Annotated in this window: 14 protein-coding genes; 6 read left to right on the top strand and 8 right to left on the bottom strand. The window is 71.2% G+C overall.

Going from position 1 to position 18,081, the window contains the following annotated elements; all coding sequences use genetic code 11:
- Nucleotide 1: 1 nt before the first annotated feature.
- The 4 genes from FFT09_RS11745 to pdxH form a co-directional block, all read right to left on the bottom strand.
- Complete coding sequence (locus tag FFT09_RS11745; protein ID WP_081191707.1) at nt 2-1,213, bottom strand: amidohydrolase; 1,212 nt, start codon at nt 1,211-1,213, stop codon at nt 2-4.
- 11 nt (nt 1,214-1,224) lie between these two features.
- Entirely contained in the window at nt 1,225-2,136 is a 912-nt protein-coding gene (locus FFT09_RS11740) for an aldose 1-epimerase family protein (protein ID WP_138382693.1), read from the bottom strand.
- A gap of 110 nt (nt 2,137-2,246) precedes the next feature.
- A complete protein-coding gene (locus FFT09_RS11735) occupies nt 2,247-3,551 on the bottom strand; it encodes an MFS transporter (RefSeq protein ID WP_138382691.1) in 1,305 nt (434 codons plus the stop codon).
- Nucleotides 3,552-3,596: 45 nt separating this feature from the next.
- A complete protein-coding gene (gene pdxH / locus FFT09_RS11730; RefSeq protein WP_138382689.1) occupies nt 3,597-4,268 on the bottom strand; it encodes a pyridoxamine 5'-phosphate oxidase in 672 nt (223 codons plus the stop codon).
- Between the two features lie 271 nt (nt 4,269-4,539).
- Here pdxH and FFT09_RS11725 point away from each other — a divergent pair, with 271 nt between their 5' ends.
- Nucleotides 4,540-5,703 (top strand): citrate synthase 2, encoded by a 1,164-nt coding sequence (locus tag FFT09_RS11725; protein ID WP_138382687.1) that lies wholly within the window; start codon nt 4,540-4,542, stop codon nt 5,701-5,703.
- 22 nt (nt 5,704-5,725) lie between these two features.
- Here the strand turns inward: FFT09_RS11725 and FFT09_RS11720 are convergent, their stop codons facing one another.
- Nucleotides 5,726-7,432, bottom strand: a complete 1,707-nt coding sequence (locus FFT09_RS11720) for an SDR family oxidoreductase (RefSeq protein ID WP_138382686.1) — start codon at nt 7,430-7,432, stop codon at nt 5,726-5,728.
- Between the two features lie 147 nt (nt 7,433-7,579).
- On the opposite strand from FFT09_RS11720, the gene FFT09_RS11715 reads away from it, so the two are divergent.
- The 4 genes from FFT09_RS11715 to sepH all read left to right on the top strand — a co-directional run bounded on the left by FFT09_RS11715 (nt 7,580) and on the right by sepH (nt 12,976).
- Entirely contained in the window at nt 7,580-9,358 is a 1,779-nt protein-coding gene (locus FFT09_RS11715; protein WP_138382685.1) for an L-lactate permease, read from the top strand.
- Between the two features lie 21 nt (nt 9,359-9,379).
- Nucleotides 9,380-10,744: a serine hydrolase domain-containing protein gene (locus FFT09_RS11710; RefSeq protein WP_138382684.1), complete on the top strand. Its 1,365-nt coding sequence runs from the start codon at nt 9,380-9,382 to the stop codon at nt 10,742-10,744.
- A 44-nt stretch (nt 10,745-10,788) separates the two neighbouring features.
- The gene (gene serC, locus FFT09_RS11705) at nt 10,789-11,919 is read left to right on the top strand and encodes a phosphoserine transaminase (RefSeq protein WP_024875201.1); all 1,131 of its coding nucleotides are present in this window, start codon (nt 10,789-10,791) and stop codon (nt 11,917-11,919) included.
- A gap of 178 nt (nt 11,920-12,097) precedes the next feature.
- Complete coding sequence (gene sepH, locus FFT09_RS11700) at nt 12,098-12,976, top strand: septation protein SepH (RefSeq protein WP_138382683.1); 879 nt, start codon at nt 12,098-12,100, stop codon at nt 12,974-12,976.
- Nucleotides 12,977-13,042: 66 nt separating this feature from the next.
- Here sepH and FFT09_RS11695 read toward each other — a convergent pair whose 3' ends face one another.
- On the bottom strand, nt 13,043-14,197 hold the full coding sequence (locus FFT09_RS11695) for an NAD-dependent epimerase/dehydratase family protein (RefSeq protein ID WP_024875203.1): 1,155 nt from the start codon (nt 14,195-14,197) through the stop codon (nt 13,043-13,045).
- Nucleotides 14,198-14,345: 148 nt separating this feature from the next.
- Here FFT09_RS11695 and FFT09_RS11690 point away from each other — a divergent pair, with 148 nt between their 5' ends.
- Entirely contained in the window at nt 14,346-14,867 is a 522-nt protein-coding gene (locus tag FFT09_RS11690) for a GtrA family protein (RefSeq protein WP_081191714.1), read from the top strand.
- On the opposite strand, the gene FFT09_RS11685 is transcribed toward FFT09_RS11690, so the two are convergent.
- The gene (locus FFT09_RS11685) at nt 14,791-17,076 is read right to left on the bottom strand and encodes a glycosyltransferase family 2 protein (protein ID WP_138382682.1); all 2,286 of its coding nucleotides are present in this window, start codon (nt 17,074-17,076) and stop codon (nt 14,791-14,793) included. The genes FFT09_RS11690 and FFT09_RS11685 overlap by 77 nt on opposite strands.
- Nucleotides 17,077-18,021, bottom strand: a complete 945-nt coding sequence (locus FFT09_RS11680; RefSeq protein WP_024875206.1) for an NAD-dependent epimerase/dehydratase family protein — start codon at nt 18,019-18,021, stop codon at nt 17,077-17,079. It lies immediately after the preceding gene.
- Between the last annotated feature and the right edge of the window lie 60 nt (nt 18,022-18,081).

The raw sequence follows: 18,081 nt of genomic DNA, 5'->3' as shown, positions 1-18,081 counted from the left end.
GTCACTCGCGGAAGCGCCGCTCCGCGACGACGCCCTCGCCCGAGGTCTCGTCGAAGTGGTACACCTCGCGGCCCCGGACGAACACGCGCAGGGCCCGGTTCATGACGTCGAGCGGGTCACCCGACCAGATCGCCACGTCGGCGTCGAGACCGGGCCGCAGCGCGCCCACCCGGTCATCGAGACCGAGGATGCGGGCCGGGTTGACCGTCAGCGCGCGCAGCGCGGTGTCGCGGTCCAGCCCGTCCTTCACCGCCAGCGCGGCCTGGTAGACGAGGAAGTTGATCGGCACGACCGGGTGGTCGGTGGTGATCGCGATCCGCACGCCGGCCCGCGCGAGGATGCCGGCCGAACGCAGGGTCCGGTGGCGGACCTCGACCTTGACGCGACTGGTGAACAGCGGACCGAGGATCACCGGGATGTCGCGCTCGGCGAGGAAGTCGGCGATCAGGTGGCCCTCGGTGCCGTGGTTGACCACGAGGTTGTAGCCGAACTCCTCGGCCAGCCGCACGGCCGTCACGATGTCGTCGGCGCGGTGGGTGTGCTGGTCCCAGTACAGCTCGCCGTCGAGGACCCGGTTCAGCGTCTCCAGCGTGAGGTCGACGTCGAACGGCTTGCCCTCCGCGCGGGCGTGGTCGCGCCGGGCGGCGTAGTTGCGGGCCTCGGTGAACGCCTCCCGCAGCACGGCGGCGACCCCGAGCCGGGTGGACGGCGTCTTGTCCTTCTCGCCGTACACGCGCTTGGGGTTCTCACCGAGCGCGCTCTTCACGCTGACGCCCTCGGCGAAGAGCATGTCGAGGACCGTGCGGCCCCAGGTCTTGACGCCCACGGTCTGGCCGCCGATGGGGTTGCCCGAACCCGGCTTGATCACCACGCTGGTGACGCCACCGGAGAGCGCGTCGTCGAAGCCGATCTCGAACGGGTCGATCCCGTCGATGGCCCGGAACCGGGCGCCGTTGGGGTCGGTCATCTCGTTGGTGTCGTTGCCCGACCAGCCCTCGCCGTCCTCGTGGACGCCCAGGTGCGCGTGCGCGTCGAGGAAGCCGGGCAGGACCCAGGCCCCCGCGGCGTCGACGACCTCGGTGCCGCCGTCGAGTTCGACGTCGCTCGCGGACCCGACCGCGACGATGACGCCGTCGTCCATGAGCACGGTGCCGCCGTCGATCGGGTCGCCGTCGACGGGGACCACATAGCCGTTGGTGATCGCAGTCTTCATAGTTTGCGAGGCTAACGAATATCGACGAGGATTCCCCACGAGCCACGCCAGGACGTGCCGGGTTCCAGCTCGATCAGGTCCGTGCCCGAGTTCAGCGCGTCGGGCGGGCACGTCATCGGCTCCACCGCGACCGCTCGCCCCCGGCCGGGGAAGTCGGCGGGGGTGAACACCTGCACCCACGCGAAGTCCGGGTCGGTCCACACATCGAGCGTGGTGTCGTGATGGTGGAGCAGGTGGTGGTGCCTGCCGTCGTCGTAGGGGACCAGCCCGCCGAACGCGGTGTCGAGGTCGAGCCCGCCGACGATACGGCCGCCGCCCAGGTCGTACTCCGTTCCCGCGACATCCTGCTCCGGCCCGAACGGCCACGACTGCCCCGCGACGTGCGGGCGCACCCGCGACGCGGCCAGCGTCAGGGTCAGCTCGTCGGTGGGGCTGTCACCGAGGCGCAGGTACGGGTGGGTGCCGAGGCCGAAACCCACGGGCGCGTCGCCCTCGTTGCGGACCTCGTGCGTGACGGTGAGCCCGCGCGGCGCCAGCTCGTAGGTGATCTCCGCGCGCAGCGGGACCGGCCAGCCCGGGTCGGCGCCGACGTCCACGGCCAGCCGGATGAACCACTCGCCGTGTTCCAGCAGTTCCCACTCCCGGTCCCGCACGAGGCCGTGGATGGCGTTGCCCCGGTCGGGTTCGGTGATCTTGAGCTCCTGCGGCTCGCCGTCGTGGGTCCAGCGGGCGTCCCGCGTGCGGTTGGGCCACGGCAGCAGCACCTGGCCCGCCGCCTTGGGAGGCGCGGAGTCCTCGCCGAAGGTCTCCAGGTAGGGCACCCGGTTGATCTCGAACGCGCGCAGTCCCGCCCCGATCTCGGTGACCACGGCGCGGGCGCCGCCCCTGGTCAGCTCGAACTGTTCCCCCGTCGGATTCGCCATGCCCGAAACGATACCCACCGGGGACTACGCGAACTGCGGACACGGCTACCCAGGCTGCGGACACGGCGCCACAACGCCGTGTCCGCAGGTTACGTAGCCGTGTCCGCAGGTTACGTAGTCTTGTCCGCGGTTTCCGTCGGCGCTCGGTAGCGCCAGAACGCCGGCAGCAGTAGCACCGCCACGACCAGGCCCACCAGCACGAGCACGCCACCACCCGACGTCGCCGCCGTGGTGCCCACCGCCGCGGCGGCCCAGCCGTGCGTGAGGTCCGCGACGCGGGGCCCGCCCGCGACCACGACGGTGAACGCGCCCTGCATCCGCCCGCGCATCTCGTCGGTGGCCGCCGTCTGCAGGATCGCCTGGCGAAAGATCGCGCTCACCATGTCGGCTGCCCCGCCGAGCGCCAGGAAGCAGACCGCGACCCACAGCGACGACGACAGCCCGAAGCCCACCATCGCGACACCCCACACGCCGATGGCGGCCACGACCGCCACGCCGTGCCGGCTCACGCGATGCGCCCAGCCCGACAGCAGACCGATCAGCAACGCGCCCAGCGGCAGCGCCGCGTACAGCCAGCCCAGCGCGAGCCCACCGCCGGGCGGATCGCCGAAGGTGCGTTCGGCGAGTTCGGGAAACAGCGCCCTCGGCATTCCGGCCACCATGGCGACGATGTCCACGACGAACGACGCGAGCAGCACCTTCTGGGTCGCCAGGTAGCGGAAGCCGCCGACCACGTCGCGCCACCCCGCCCGGCGGACCTGCCCCGACAGCGGTGGCAGCGACGGCAGTCCCCACACGGCCCACAGCACCGCGACCAGCGCCACGGTGTCCACGACGTACAGGGTGGACAGCCCGATGAAGGGCAGCAGTGCCCCGGCCATCATCGGCCCGAACACGGCGCCGAACGTCATGACCGTGCTGGTCAGCGCCGCGGCGGAGGACAGCAGGTGTGGTGGCACGACACGCGCCACGACGGCCTGCCGGGTGGGCATGTTGATCGCGAAGAACGCCTGGTTGACGCTGAGCAGACCGAGCACGACCCACACGGACCCGAGCTGCACGAAGGCCTGCGCCCACAGCAGCAGGGCCGTCACGGCGATGCCCACATTGCTGACGAGCAGCAGCACACGCCGGTCCACGGTGTCGGCGATGGCACCGCCCCACAGGCCGAAGACCACGAGCGGCACGAACCCGAACACGCCGGTGAGCCCGACGTAGGCCGACGAGCCGGTGAGATCGAAGATCTGCTTCGGCACGGCGACGGCCGTGAGCTGGCTGCCGACCGCGGTGACGATCGAGCTCACCCACAGCCTGCGAAACGCCGGAATGCGCAGCGGCCTGCGGTCGGCCACGACCGAACCGACGGCTCGGCGCAGGCGGCTCGGACGCCCGGAGGGTGCGGTCTGCTCAGTCACGGACCAGGAGCTTAGCGGAGCTAACGAACTGGTCCGTCACCGTTTCTAGGGTGCGACGCGGCGCACCCGCCAGCCGTCGTCGGTGTCGACGTAGCGGAGCCGGTCGTGCAGCCGGTCCTGCCTGCCCTGCCAGAACTCGACCACGGTGGGCCGGATGCGCCACCCGCCCCAGTGCGGCGGCACCGGAATTTGCTCGACGTCGCGGAACCGCCGCTCGATGGCGCTCAGTGCGGTGTCGAGCGCACGCCTGCCGTCGACCAGCTGGGACTGCGGCGACGCCCACGCCCCGAGCTGGGAACCCCGGGGACGTTCGGCCCAGTAGGCGGCGGTCTCGGCCTGCTCGACTTTCTGGACCTCGCCACGCACGTGGACCTGTCGCTGCAGCCCGTACCACGGGAAGGTGGCGGAGGCGTACCGCGTGATGGCGAGGTCGTGGCTCTTGGCGGAGGTGTAGTTGGTGTAGAACACGACACCGCGCTCGTCGAGCCCCTTGCACAGCACGGTGCGCGAGGAGGGAAGCCCGTCGGCGTCGGCGGTGGCGAGCACCATCGCGTTGGGCTCGGCGAGTCCGTTTGCGATCGCCTCGTCGAGCCACGCCTGGAGCTGTTCGGTCCAAGTGGGTGCGAGGTCCGTCTCGTCGAGCGAGCCGCCGTTGTAGGCGACCCGCATGGCGGGCAGCCTGACGGCCACGTCCGCGGTGTTTCCCAGCTCGCTCATGCCAACCTCCCGCACCCGATCTCCCCGGCTTCTGGCCGACGGTAAATGGTCCCGTGGATACGCGAAAGTACGCGGACGGTGATGGGAGCCACTCGGCCCGGCCACGGGTTTCCTGAATCGTTCTCGGAATCGTGACGGAAACCACCGCGCCCGTGATTGCTACCGCTGGGTAATAGGTGCAAAGTCACTATTCACCGCGCGACGGGGCGCGTGATCGTTGTGCCCTGGCGACCGACGGCCCACCGGCGTTTCGCACGAAAGGTCCACTGCCATGACATCCACCACGAGCGGGCAGCAGGCGGCACAGGGTACGGCGGGGACCGAGCCGGACGACGGTTTCCGGCCGGGCCTCGAAGGTGTCGTCGCGTTCCGCACCGAGATCGCCGAACCGGACCGAGACGGCGGCGCTCTGCGCTACCGGGGCGTGGACATCGAGGACCTCGCGGGCACCGCGGGCTTCGGCGACGTATGGGGGCTGCTCGTCGACGGCCATTTCGACGATCCCCTGCCCGCGGAGGACCCGTTTCCGCTTTCCGCGCGCAGCGGCGACGTCCGCGCCGACGCGCAGGCCGCGCTGCCCGCGCTCGCGCCGCGGTGGGGACTCGGGCCGCTGCTCGACGTCTCCGACACCGAGGCGAGGGGCCAGCTCGCCCGGGTGTCGGCCACCGCACTGTCGATCATCGCGCAGTCCGCGCGCGGCACGGCGCTGCCCGACGTGCCACAGCGCCGGGTCGACGACGCGCGCGGCACGACCGAGCGGTTCCTCGTGCGCTGGCGCGGTGAGCCCGACCCGGCCCACGTCAGGGCGCTCGACGCCTACTGGGTCTCGGCGGCCGAGCACGGCCTCAACGCCTCCACCTTCACGGCCAGGGTGATCGCCTCGACCGGCGCCGATGTCGCCGCCGCCCTCTCCGGGGCGATCGGCGCCATGTCCGGCCCGCTGCACGGCGGAGCTCCGGCCCGGGTCCTGCCGATGATCTCCGAGGTGGAGCGGACCGGCGACGCCCGCGCCGTCGTGCGCGGCATCCTCGACCGCGGGGAACGGCTGATGGGCTTCGGGCACCGCGTGTACCGGGCCGAGGACCCGAGGGCGCGCGTGCTGCGGCGCACGTGCCGGGAACTCGGCGCGCAGCGCTACGAGGTAGCCGAGGCACTGGAGCAGGCCGCGCTGGCCGAGCTGCGCGAACGGCGGCCGGACCGGGCGATCGAGACCAACGTGGAGTTCTGGGCCGCCGTCATCCTCGACTTCGCCCAGGTTCCGCCTTCGATGATGCCCGCGATGTTCACGGCGGCGCGGACGGCGGGCTGGGCGGCGCACGTCCTGGAGCAGAAGCGCACCGGACGGCTCGTGCGGCCGTCGGCGAGCTACGTCGGGCCGGGCCCCAGGGCCCCGCGCGACGTCCGGGGCTGGGCTCGCGTGGCCGCCGGGGCCTGACCCGGCCGCACGCTCGGCCTGTTCAGCGCCGGCGCAGGGCCGCGCGCAACAGTCCCGGTGTCCAGCGGGACAGCACGCGGGCGGCCTTCGCCTCGGCCGTGGGTGTCACGACGGCGCGGTTGTCGAGCACCGCACGCAACACGTCCTCAGCCACCGCCTCGGGGCGCGCGTTGCGCGCGGTGTAGAAGCGCTGCGCACCGCGCCGCCGTCGCCGCTGCTCGGCCTCGTCGGTGCCCGCGAACCGCGTCGCCTCGACGATGCCGGTCGCGACGAACCCGGGGCACACGGCGCTGACGCCGATCCCCGAGGACGCCAGTTCGGCCCGCAGGCACTCGCTGAACATGAGCACGGCCGCCTTGACCGTGGAGTACGCGGGCAGGAAGCCGTTGGGCAGGTAGGCCGCCATCGACGCGACGTTGACCAGGTGCCCGCCCTCGCCGCGCTCGACCATCCGCTCGGCGAACAGCGTGCAGCCGCGGGTGACGCCCCAGAGATTGACGTCGGCCAGGCGTTGCCACTCGGCGTCGGTGGTGTCGAGCACCCTGCCCGCCAGTCCGATTCCCGCGTTGTTCACCACGACGTCGGGCACGCCGGACTCGCGTGTCACGGTGTCGGCGAACGCCGCGAGCGCGTCGCCGTCGGCCACGTCGAGCAGGTGGGTCGTCACGTCCACACCGAGTGCGCGGGCCTGCTCCGCCGCCGTGTCGAGCGACGCCGCGTCGAGGTCGGCGAGCGCCAGATCGGCACCCTCCCGCGCGAACGCCAGCGCGGTGGCCCTGCCGATGCCACCACCCGCGCCGGTGACGACGACGAGCCGCCCGTCGAACCGGCGCCGGTGCGCCGCGCCACGGCGGGACCGCCGCAACGCGCGAGGCTCGGGCCCGCCCTCGGTGTGGGCGACCAGCTCGGCCGTGGCTGCGGCGATGCGGCGAGGGTCTGCGCGCACGACCCAGTGGCTGCCGGAGATCCGCCGCACGCGAAGGTCCGGCACCCAGTTCCCGAGTTCGGTCTGCATCGGCGTGCCCACGAATGGGTCGTCGCGGGGCGCGAGCACCTGCACCGGCACCTCGACGCGGCCCGGCTGCCGCGGGCCCCGGCCCCGGATGTTGGCGCGGTAGAGCTCCAGTCCCGCGACGGCGTCGGCGGTCACGGGCTTCGGCTCGGCCGGCTCGGCCCGCCGCACCACGGCCGCCGCGATGCCGGAGCGCCAGGCCAGTTCCGGCAGCCGGGGAAGCTGGAAGAAACCCAGGTACGCGGAGTGCGCGAGCTGCCGCGCCACGGTCGGCAGCGTGCGCGGGCGGCGCAGTCCGGAGCGCAGCCACCGGGCCGCGTGGTCGAGCGACGGGCCCGAGATCGAGGTGAACGACGCCGCCCTGCCGGTCAGCCACGCCCCCGACAGCGCGTGCCAGGTCTGGATGGAGCCCCAGTCGTGTGCGAGCAGATGCACCGGCCGGTCGGGCGAGACGGCGTCGACGACGGCACGCAGGTCCTCGGCGAGCCGGTCGAGCCGGTACGCCTCCCGGGTGCGGGGCCGGTCGGAGTCCCCCGCTCCGCGCACGTCGTAGGTGACCACGCGCAGTGTGTCCGGCAGTTCGGCGAGCACGCCGTCCCACAGCGTCGCGTTGTCCGGGTAGCCGTGAACGCACACGAGCGTCGGCGCGTCCGGCCCCGCCTCCCGCACGCGCACCGCCAGCCGCACACCGTCGCCGACCGTCACAGTCGTTCGCATCGGCTCATGCTACGGCGCCCCCTTCGCCACTCGAACTATTGACGCCGGGCGCACCCGCTGTAACACTTTGTGACCCTGACAACATGGTGGAAGTCACATTCCGCCATGTGAAAGGCCACTCGAACCTCCAACGAAGGCGGGGCGGGCATGGACAACCTGGCAGTGCTGAGTGTGGTCGCGCTCGCGCCCATCGCGGTCATCGGCTTCCTGCTCGTGGGCCTGCGCTGGCCGGCCAAGTACGCCATGCCGATCGGGTTCGCCGTCGTGGTCGCCATCGCCGCCTTCGTGTGGGGCGTCGAGCCCGTCGTCATCGCCGCCTCCGGCATCGAGGGACTCATCCTCGCCGTCGGCCTGCTCTACATCGTGTTCGGCGCGTTGCTCCTGCTCGGCACCCTGGCCGGCAGCGGCGCGCTCGCCACCATCAGGGCCAGCTTCACCGACATCAGCACCGACCGCCGGGTGCAGGCCGTGATCATCGGCTGGCTGTTCGGCAGCTTCATCGAGGGCGCGTCCGGGTTCGGTACCCCCGCCGCCGTCGTCGCACCACTGCTGCTCGCACTCGGCTTCCCCGCGATGGCGGCGGTGATGGTCGGGCTGGTCATCCAGAGCACGCCCGTCACGTTCGGCGCGGTGGGCACTCCGGTGCTGGTCGGGGTCACCGACGGGCTGAGCGGCAGCCCCGCCGTCGAGGATCGGGCCTCGCTGCTCGGGCTGCCGCTGCCCGACTACATCGCCACCATCGCGCTCGACGCCGCGATCATCCACGCGCTCATCGGGACCCTGGTGCCGCTGTTCCTGGCGTGCCTGCTCACCGGCTTCTTCGGCCCGGACGACCGGCCGAGGCTGCGACGGTTCGCCGACGGCCTGGGCATCTGGAAGTTCGCGCTGTTCGCCGCGGTGTCGATGACGGTGCCGTACGTACTGGTCGCCGCCCTGCTCGGCCCGGAGTTCCCCGCGCTGATCGGCGGCCTCGTCGGCCTGGCCGTCGTGGTCGCCGCCGCGCGGCGCGGACTGTTCCTGCCCCGCACGCCGTGGGACTTCGCGCCCCGCGAGCGCTGGCAGCCCGGCTGGATGGGGGCGGTCAAGCCCGACGCCGACGTCGCGGAACGCACGATGCATCCACTGCGGGCGTGGGCGCCGTATCTGCTCGTGGCCGTGCTGCTGGTGCTCACGCGCACGATCGACCCGCTCACCGAGTTCCTCACCGGGCTGTCCCTCGACTTCGACGCCATCCTCGGCACCGGCATCGACGAGAGCCTGCAACCGTTCTACCTGCCCGGTTTCGTCCTCATCGTCGCCAGCGTGTCGGCCTACGCACTGCATCGCATGAACCGGGCACAGATCGCCGCGGCCTGGACGGTGGCGGGCAGGCAGATCGCGGGCACGGCCGTGGCGCTGTTGTTCGCCCTGCCGCTGGTCCGGGTGTTCATCAACTCCGGGGAGAACGGGTCGGGCTACGAGAGTATGCCGCTGACGCTGGCCGACGGCGCCGCGGCGGCCGTCGGCGACGCCTGGCCGGTGCTGGCACCGTGGATCGGGGCACTCGGCGCGTTCGTCGCGGGCAGCAACACGGTGAGCAACCTGATGTTCTCCCTGTTCCAGTTCTCCACAGCCGAGCAGATCGGCGTCGCGCCGGAGACGGTCGTGGCCGGTCAGGCCGTCGGTGGCGCGGCGGGCAACATGATCACCGTTCACAACGTCGTCGCCGCGTCGGCGACGGTGGGGCTACTGGGCCGGGAAGGCGAGACCATCCGGAAGACGATCATCCCGATGGTCTACTACTGCCTGTTCGCCGGTGCGCTGACCTTCGTCCTCACCTCCGGGATCGGGGTCAACCTCGGCACGCTCATGCTGGTGGTGCTGCTGGCCGCGGTCGCGGCGGTGATCTACCGCCTGCAGTCCGGCCGCCCGGCGCGCACGGGCTGAGCAGGCGGCAGAATGGCCGCCATGCTGCCTACCACCGAACTCGCCCTGCTCCGCCGTGTCGCCACCGAACAGTCCGCGGGACGCGCACCGTCGCTCGTGGCCGGCGTGGTCCGCGACGGTGAGCTGAGGTGGTGGGCCGCCCGCGGCACGGTGGGCGGCGAGGGCGACCGGCCGGGCCCCCGCACGCTCTACCGCATCGGATCGATCACCAAGTCGCTGGTCGCCGCCGTGGTGCTGCGGCTGCGCGACGAGGGCAAGCTCGACCTGAACGACCGGCTGGAGACCCACGTCCCCGGCACGAGTTTCGGCGACACGACGGTGGCGCACCTGCTCGCGCACACCAGCGGCCTCACCTCCGAGTCGCCGGGCGCGTGGTGGGAACGCAGCCCGGGTGGCGACTGGGCCCAGCTCAGCGCGACCCTCGGCCCCGCCGAGGTCAAGCACAGGGCGGGGCGCCGCTTCCACTACTCCAACGTCGGCTACGGCGTGCTGGGCGAGCTGGTCGCCCGCCTGCGGGGCACCGACTGGCTGACCGCCGTGCGCGACGAGATCCTGCGCCCGCTGGAGATGACGCACACCACCGACCGGCCCACCGCCCCGCACGCGCGGGGCTACGCCGTGCATCCGTTCGCCGACGTTCTCCTGCCCGAACCCGAGCACGACGCGGGAGCGATGGCACCAGCGGGGCAGCTGTGGTCCTGCGCCGACGACCTCGCCCGCTGGACGGCGTTCGTCGGGGGCGACACCGGTGAGGTGCTGCATCCCGACACGGTCGCGGAGATGCGCGAGGCCGCCGTCATCGACGACAGCGGGCCGTGGACCGCCGGTTACGGGCTCGGCCTGCAACTCGCCTGGGCGAACGGCAAGCGCCTGGCCGGGCACACCGGGTCCATGCCCGGCTTCCTGGCCTGCACCATGATCGACCCGGCGACCGGGACCGGAGCGGTGACCTTCGCCAACGCCACCTCGGGGGTCGGCATCCTGTCGCTGGCGGCCGACCTCGTCGCGATGGCCGACGACTACGAGCCGCCGCTGCCCGAGGAATGGCGGCCCGCGCCCGTCGATCCCGCGCTGCTCGAGCTGACCGGGCTGTGGCACTGGGGCCCGTCGCCGTTCCACCTGCGCGCCCTGCCGGAGGGCTGGCTCGACCTCGCTCCCGCCGGCGGTGCGGGCAGGGCGTCCCGATTCCGGCCGCTCTCCCACGACCGCTGGGTGGGCCTCGACGGCTACTACGCGGGCGAGACCCTCACCGTCGTCCGGGACGGCGCGGGGCGCCCGCACTACCTCGATCTGGCCACCTTCGTGTTCACCCGCACGCCCTATGACCCGAGCGCCCCCGTCCCTGGCGGCGTCGACGAGGCCGGCTGGCTTGGGTCCGAGGGGTGAGACACGTCATTCACCCCTCGGGCACACCGTGAAAGACTGAGGCCATGACCGAAGCCGTTGAGTTGACTCTGCCCGCGGAACTCAAGCCCTCCGACGGCCGGTTCGGGTGCGGCCCGTCCAAGGTGCGCCCCGAACAGCTCGCGAACCTCGCCAGGGAGGGGGCGAACGTCCTCGGGACCTCCCACCGGCAGAAGCCGGTGAAGTCCCTGGTCGGCCGGGTCCGATCCGGCCTGGCCGAGCTGTTCGGCCTGCCCGACGGCTACGAGGTCGTGCTGGGCAACGGGGGCACCACGGCGTTCTGGGACGCGGCGGCCTTCGGTCTCGTGCGGGAGCGCGCGCAGCACTTCACCTACGGCGAGTTCTCGTCGAAGTTCGCGAAGGTGACGGACAAGGCGCCCTTCCTCGGCGACTCGATCGTCGTCAAGGGCGAACCCGGCAGCGCTCCCGAGATCACGTACGACGCGAGCGCCGACCTCGTGGCCTGGGCCCACAACGAGACGTCGACCGGCGTGGCGGTGCCCGTCCGGCGCCCGGCGGGTAGCGAGGGCGCGCTCGTCGCGGTCGACGCCACCTCGGGTGCGGGTGGGCTGCCGGTCGCCGCCGCCGACTTCGACGTGTACTACTTCGCGCCACAGAAGTCGTTCGCCTCGGACGGCGGGCTGTGGGTTGCCCTGATGTCCCCCGCCGCCGTCGAACGGGTGAACGAGCTCGGCGAGTCGGGCCGCTGGGTGCCGGACTTCCTGTCCCTGCCCACCGCGCTGGACAACTCGCGCAAGGACCAGACCTACAACACGCCGGCCGTGGCCACCCTGTTCCTGCTGGCCGACCAGATCGAGTGGATGCTCGCCCACGGCGGCCTGGAGTGGACCACTGCCCGCACCAGGGAGTCCTCCGACCGGCTGTACGAGTGGGCGGAGAAGACCTCCTACACCACGCCGTTCGTCAGCGACCCCGCGTTGCGTTCGCAGGTGGTCGGAACCGTCGACTTCGACGACTCCCTCGACGCCGCGCAGATCGCACGCACCCTGCGGGCCAACGGCATCGTGGACGTGGAGCCCTACCGCAAGCTCGGCCGCAACCAGTTGCGCGTGGGCATGTTCCCCGCCATCGAGCCCGACGACATCACCGCACTCACCCGATGCGTCGAATACGTGGTGGAACACCTCACACAGTGAGTGTCAGCGGTTTCGCCTGATCGGGAAGCGGGTAGACCGGCGCGTCGGCACTGGCATGTGGGCCTTATCGAGCACCATCGATAACGGATGTACAGGGAGTTCGGCGCGCCTCACCCGTCAAGGCGACGCGCCGTTCTACCGTGGACACCCACAGAGGTGATGTTTTTCGGAGGCGGTCATGCGAACGCTACGAGTGGTCGGGTTGCACGAGGACGGCGTGTCCATCGTGTGCGAAGACCCCGAGCGACATGAGCGGTTCCTCCTGCCCGCGGACGAGCGGCTGCGTGCCGCCGCCCGGGGCGACATCGCCCGGCTCGGCCAGATCGAGATCGAGCAGGAGAGGTCGATGCGCCCACGGGAGATCCAGGCCCGCATCCGGGCTGGCGAGTCCGTCGAGGAGGTCGCTTCGGCCGCGGGGATGTCCACCTCGCGGGTCGAGCGGTTCGCCTACCCGGTGTTGCAGGAGCGGGCTCGCACCGCCGAGCTGGCCCAGCGTGCCCACCCGGTCCGCGAGGACGGACCCGACGTGGTGACGCTGGGTGAGACCGTGGCGCACTCGTTCGCCCTGCGCGGGCAGGACTACACCCAGGCGAGCTGGGACGCCTGGCGCCCCGAGGACGGCAAGTGGGTGATCGGGCTGACCTGGGCCGCGGGCCGCTCCGACAACCGCGCGCACTGGTCGTACTCCCCCGGCGCCCACGGTGGCACCGTCGTGGCACTGGACCAGCTCGCGGAGACCCTGCTCGACCCGGAGGCCCACCGCATGCCCAGGGCCGTCGGCGACCGGGCTGAGCCCCCGCGCGCCGACGAGGAGGCGGTGGCCGACCCGTTCGCCCCCGAGCCCGAGCGCGCCACGGTGATCGAGGCGCCGATCCCCCCGCCGCCCCAGGAGGACGACCGCGAGGTCGCGGGTACCGGCGGTGCCGGTGACGACGCCCGGTTCGTGCCCGAGCAGCCCTCGTCGGGACCGGCGGCCCAGACCAAGCCACGCAAGGGCCACCCCACGGTGCCGGCCTGGGAGGACGTACTGCTCGGCGTGCGCAGCCAGCGCGGCTGACGAGACCCCGACACAGTCGAAGGCCCCCGCGACCGATGTGCTCGCGGGGGCCTTCGACGTGTCACGTCACGAGTTCTTGGCGCTCGCCCACTTCACCGTGGGCAGCATGATCTCGTTGTTCACGCGGTCCTTGTTCGCCTCGACGATCGGGAACAGCGACTCGATCAGCGTGTCGGAGAGCAGGTGCGGCTTGAGGCCCAGCTCCAGCAGGCCCGTGTGCTTCACGTTGTAGTAGTGCTCCTCCAGCTCCCAGCGCGGGTTCTCGAGGTAGTCGATCTCCACGGAGCCCGGGAACGTCTCGGCGACGAGCTCGGCGACCTGCTTCACCGAGAAGCTCTCGGTCATCTGGTTGAACACCCGGAACTCACCACGGTCGGCGGGGTTCTCCACCGCCAGCCGCAGGCACTCCACGGTGTCGCGGATGTCGAGCATGCCGCGGGTCTGCCCGCCCTTGCCGTAGACGGACAGCGGCTGGCCCAGCACGGCCTGGATCACGAACCGGTTCAGCACCGTACCGAAGACCGCGTCGTAGTCGAGCCGGGTGGCCAGGCGCGGGTCCCGAGAGGTCTGGTCCGTCTTCTGCCCGTACACCACGCCCTGGTTGAGGTCGGTCGCGCGCATTCCCCAGATCCGGCAGCCGAACTCGATGTTGTGCGAGTCGTGCACCTTCGACAGGTGGTAGAACGAGCCCGGCTTCTTCGGGTAGAGCATCCGGTCCTTGCGACCGTTGTGCTCGACCTCGAGCCACCCCTCCTCGATGTCGATGTTGGGGGTGCCGTACTCGCCCATGGTGCCGAGCTTCACCAGGTGAATCTCCGGGTTGATCTCGGCGATGGCGTACATGACGTTGAGGTTGCCGACCACGTTGTTGTACTGCGTGTACACGGCGTGCTCGCGGTCGATCATCGAGTACGGCGCCGCGCGCTGCTCGGCGAAGTGAATGATGGTGTCGGGTTCGAACTCCCGCACGATGCGGTACACGAAGTCGGCGTCGACCAGGTCCCCGACGTAGAGCGGCAGCTCCTTGCCCGAGACCTCCTTCCACGCCGCGACCCGGACCTCGAGGTCCTCGATCGGGACGAGGCTCTGGGAGCCGAGTTCCTCGTCGTACTTCCTGCGCGCGAAGTTGTCGACGACGGCAACTTCGTGGCCGCAGTCCGAAAGGTGGAGGGCTGTCGGCCACCCCAGATATCCGTCACCACCGAGAACGAGGACTCGCACGACTCGACTGCCTCCAGATCGTTACTCCACAGCACACCCCACGTTGACCTTACTGTGGGTGCGCCCCTCTGCATCCAGGTCTACCGTGTACCACTCGGGGGCACGGATCAACCCGCTCGGAGGATACGGACGCACCGCGGCCACCTGAATGGCGGGTATGCACAATGGAAGAGTGAGCACCGCTTCGACGGCCGCGGCGGAACCTCCGCCAATGCCGGTGACACAGCCCCGACTGGTGGTCCGGTTCTTTCGGGCCGCCACGAGTTCCGCGCTCGCCACCGCCATCAGCCAGGTGATGTTGATCGGGCTGCTGTGGTGGGGTGCCGCTCCCGCGCTGGCCAGCGCCGTGGCGTTCGTCTCGGGGGCCATCCCGAACTTCATCATCGCCCGGCGCTGGGCCTGGGGCCGCAGGGGCAGCCCGCCCGTGAAGGGCGAGTTGCTGCCCTACTTCCTGGTCATCGGCCTCGCCGGTCTCGCCTCGGTGGGCCTGACCACCCTGGCCGGCTACCTCATCGAGCCGCTCGACCTCTCCGGGTTCGTGCGCATCGTGGTGCTCGACGCGGTGTTCCTCGGCGGCTACGTCCTGGTCTTCCTCATGAAGTTCGCACTGCTCGATCGGCTCGTTTTCCGCGGCGGAGAAGGTACTCGCGGAGCCAGGTCCCGGTCATGACCCTCGCGTAGTTGGCGCCGTAGGCGACGCTGCGGCCCTTCTTGCTGGCCCCGTTGTTGCGCAGCCGCATGGTCATCGGGACCTCCCGGACCCGCGCGCCCTGGGCCAGCACGCCGAGCAGCAGCTCCGACGACTGGTACTGCGGTTCCCGCAGCGTCACCGAGGTGGCGAGGTCGGCGCGCATCGCCCGGAAACCGAACGACGTGTCGGTGATCTTGCGGAAGGTCAGTACCGTCGCCAGCCACGCGAAGACGCGCACACCGACCCAGCGGATGGTGCTGTCGTGCTGGTAGCTGCCGAGCCTGCGCGACCCGGTCACGAAGTCGGCCGTGCCGTCCAGCAGCGGCGCCATGAGCAGCGGCATCTCACTGTTGTCGTACTGACCGTCGGCGTCGGTGGTGACGATGTAGCGCGCGCCACACTCGGCGGCGAGGTGGTAGCCGAGCCGCAGCGCGGCACCCTGGCCCCGGTTGCGGCTCGCCACGCACACGTACGCACCGGCCTCGTGGGCGATCCGCGCGGTGTCGTCGGTGGAGCCGTCCACTACGACGAGCGTGGAGACGGGCAACTCGCCGCAGTGGGTCGGCATCTCCCGCAACACGGTCCCGATGCCCTTGGCCTCGTTGTAGGCCGCGATCACCACGACCAGCGGGGTCAGCGGGCTGGTGCCGTACCGCTGCCGGAAGTCGGCAGCCGCCCCGGCGTCGATCTCATCGGGGTAGTCGTCCAACGTGGGCCTCCGACCTCGTGACTGGGGTGAGTGGGGGTTCCGGGGGTACCGGGGTGACACGCCGGACGCCGCCGCGCGCGCACCCAGGATCGCAGCGAGCCCGAGAGCGCCGCCCAGGGGGAGCAGGACCAGGGCGGGGATCTGGTAGCGCCACGAGAACTCGAACGACGCGGCGCCCGCGAGCAGGATCAGGCCACTACCGGTGGCGAGCAGTGCGGCGGCCCGGAGCCCGGACCGGCGTGCCCGGCCGAGGCCGGCCGCCCCCAGCAGCCCGAGCAGCGAGAACGCGGCGAGCAGCGGGCCCCACGTGTAGCCGCCACCGAGCTGGTACGACCGCAGGAACGCCGTGAGATCGGTGTTCGCGTCGGGCAGCACGCCGTCGTAGGCGTAGGTCACCTGGTTGTAGTACTCCAGCGACGACTCACCGACGTTGTAATACGGGTAGGTCAGCTGGAACTGCCACCGCTCGACCGGCACGTCCTTCGGATGCGTGCGCTTGATCGGGTCGAAGTTCTTCAGGAAGTCCCGCATGATGCCGGTGGCGAAGTCGATCGGCTGGTTGAGGATGACCTCCCTGGCGAACTGGTTGGCCAGGTCCTCCTTGGTCCGCTCGTCGGGCAATCCCTCCGCAGGCCAGTCGGGATCGCCGTACACGAAGTGCGTGTAGTAGTCGATCTTGCGGCGGTCGTTCAGCGGCTCGTCGGGGCAGAACAGCTGGAGCCCCGCGTCGTCCTCCGGCAGTTGCGAGCAGTCGGCGATGGTGGCCGTGCGCCCGTAGAGCACGTTGCCGGTGGCGCCCGTCAGCCCCCAGTAGCCCGCCTGCGAGTAGAAGTACGCGGAGTACGGCAGGAGCACCGCCACCAGGCCGAGTACCCCGGCCGCCGTGCGCACGCCGATGCGTTTCCAGCCCGCCCTGCTGCGCCACGCTCCGCCCGCCAGCACCAGATAGACCAGCAGGGGCAGCACGAGCGTCATGCCGATGGACCTGGTGAGGACCGCGCAGGCGATGAGCGCCCCGGCCAGCCCCGCCCGCCACCACGTCGGCTCGCCCCGGCCCAGCAGCGCCCACAGCGCCCCGACCAGCAGCGCCTGGAACCAGACCTCGGACATGATGAGCGCTTCGACCTGCAACTGGTACGCGTCGAGCAGCACGGGAGCGGCGACCAGCGCCCCGAGCCACGTTCTCGACGTGTAGCGCAACGTCAGCGCGTAGAGCGACACCGCGAGCAGCAGGCCGACCAGGTGTTGCACGGCCTGCACGAAGGCGAGCCCGCCGAACGAGAGCAGCGCCTTGAGCACCACCGTGTACCCGAGCGGGTTGAGGTCGGTGGGCCGCAGGTCGTCGAGGTTGCCCAGATACCGGAAGCTGTCGATGTAGAGCAGCGCCGGCTCGTAGGCCAGCCACGTCAGCACGCGCAGCGTGAGGCCACCGGCGAGCAGAACGAGCAGCAACCAGTGGCGGCGGAGGAAGCCGGTCACTCAGAACACTTTCTGCCTGTCGTGGTCGAGGAAGTACTGCCAGGTGGCCGCGAGCCCGTCCCGCAGGGAGTACGACGGGCGGTAGCCGATGGTGTCCGCGCTGCGGGAGACGTCGACGACCACCGCGGGCATCTCACCGCCCGGAGCGGGAACGTGCTCGACCGGGATCGGGCAGCCGGTGACCTCCCGCACGGTGTCGATCAGTTCCAGCACCGACACCGAGTGGCCCGCGCCGACGACGGCTCGGCCGACGTGGCCCGAGTCCCAGGCCAGTTCGATGGCGCGCACCACGTCGTCGAGAAACACGAGGTCGCGCCGCTGGCCGCCGTCACCGTAGACCTTCACGCCACCGCCGGTCAGCGCCGCGCGCATGAGCCGGGGCACGAAGCTGTCCTTGTGGCTCATGCCGGGCCCGTAGACGTTGGTGAACCGCAGGGCGCAGGTGGCCATGTCGTAGGCGCCCGCGTAGCCGGACATCAGCATCTCGCACGCGGCCTTGGTGGCACCGTACGGCGTCAGTGGCCGCAGCGGCATGTCCTCGGTGATGGTGGCGGTGCCGACGTCGCCGACGACGGCGTTGGTCGAGGCCAGGACGAACCGCCGCACCCCGTGCATGCGCGCCAGTTCCAGCAGCTCGTGGGTGTTGGCGACGTTCTCGGAATACGTCCTCGACGGCATCTCCACCGAGCGCAGCACCGACGTGATGGCCGCGAGATGCACGATGCCGTCGGTCCCGGGGACCACCGCGCGCTCCCGCACCTCGGGGTCGGCCAGGTCGCCCTGCACGGCGACGACGCCCTCGTCGGCGACGGTCACCGGTTCCCGGTCCACGATCGTCACCCGCGCGCCACGCCTGCGGAAGGCGGCGACGACCGCGCGTCCGATGAAGCCGCAACCACCCGTGACCACGACGTGGGGCGAGCCTGAGTTCGTGGGCGAAGACATGTGGTCAAAACTACCCCGTGCGCCGATCGGCCCAACGCCATACCCGCACCACAGCGCGGT

Source organism: Saccharomonospora piscinae, assembly GCF_005862235.1.
Classification (GTDB): domain Bacteria; phylum Actinomycetota; class Actinomycetes; order Mycobacteriales; family Pseudonocardiaceae; genus Saccharomonospora; species Saccharomonospora piscinae.
The sequence above is the reverse complement of the archived record's forward strand: the minus strand, read 5'-3'. Positions and strand labels throughout refer to the sequence as shown.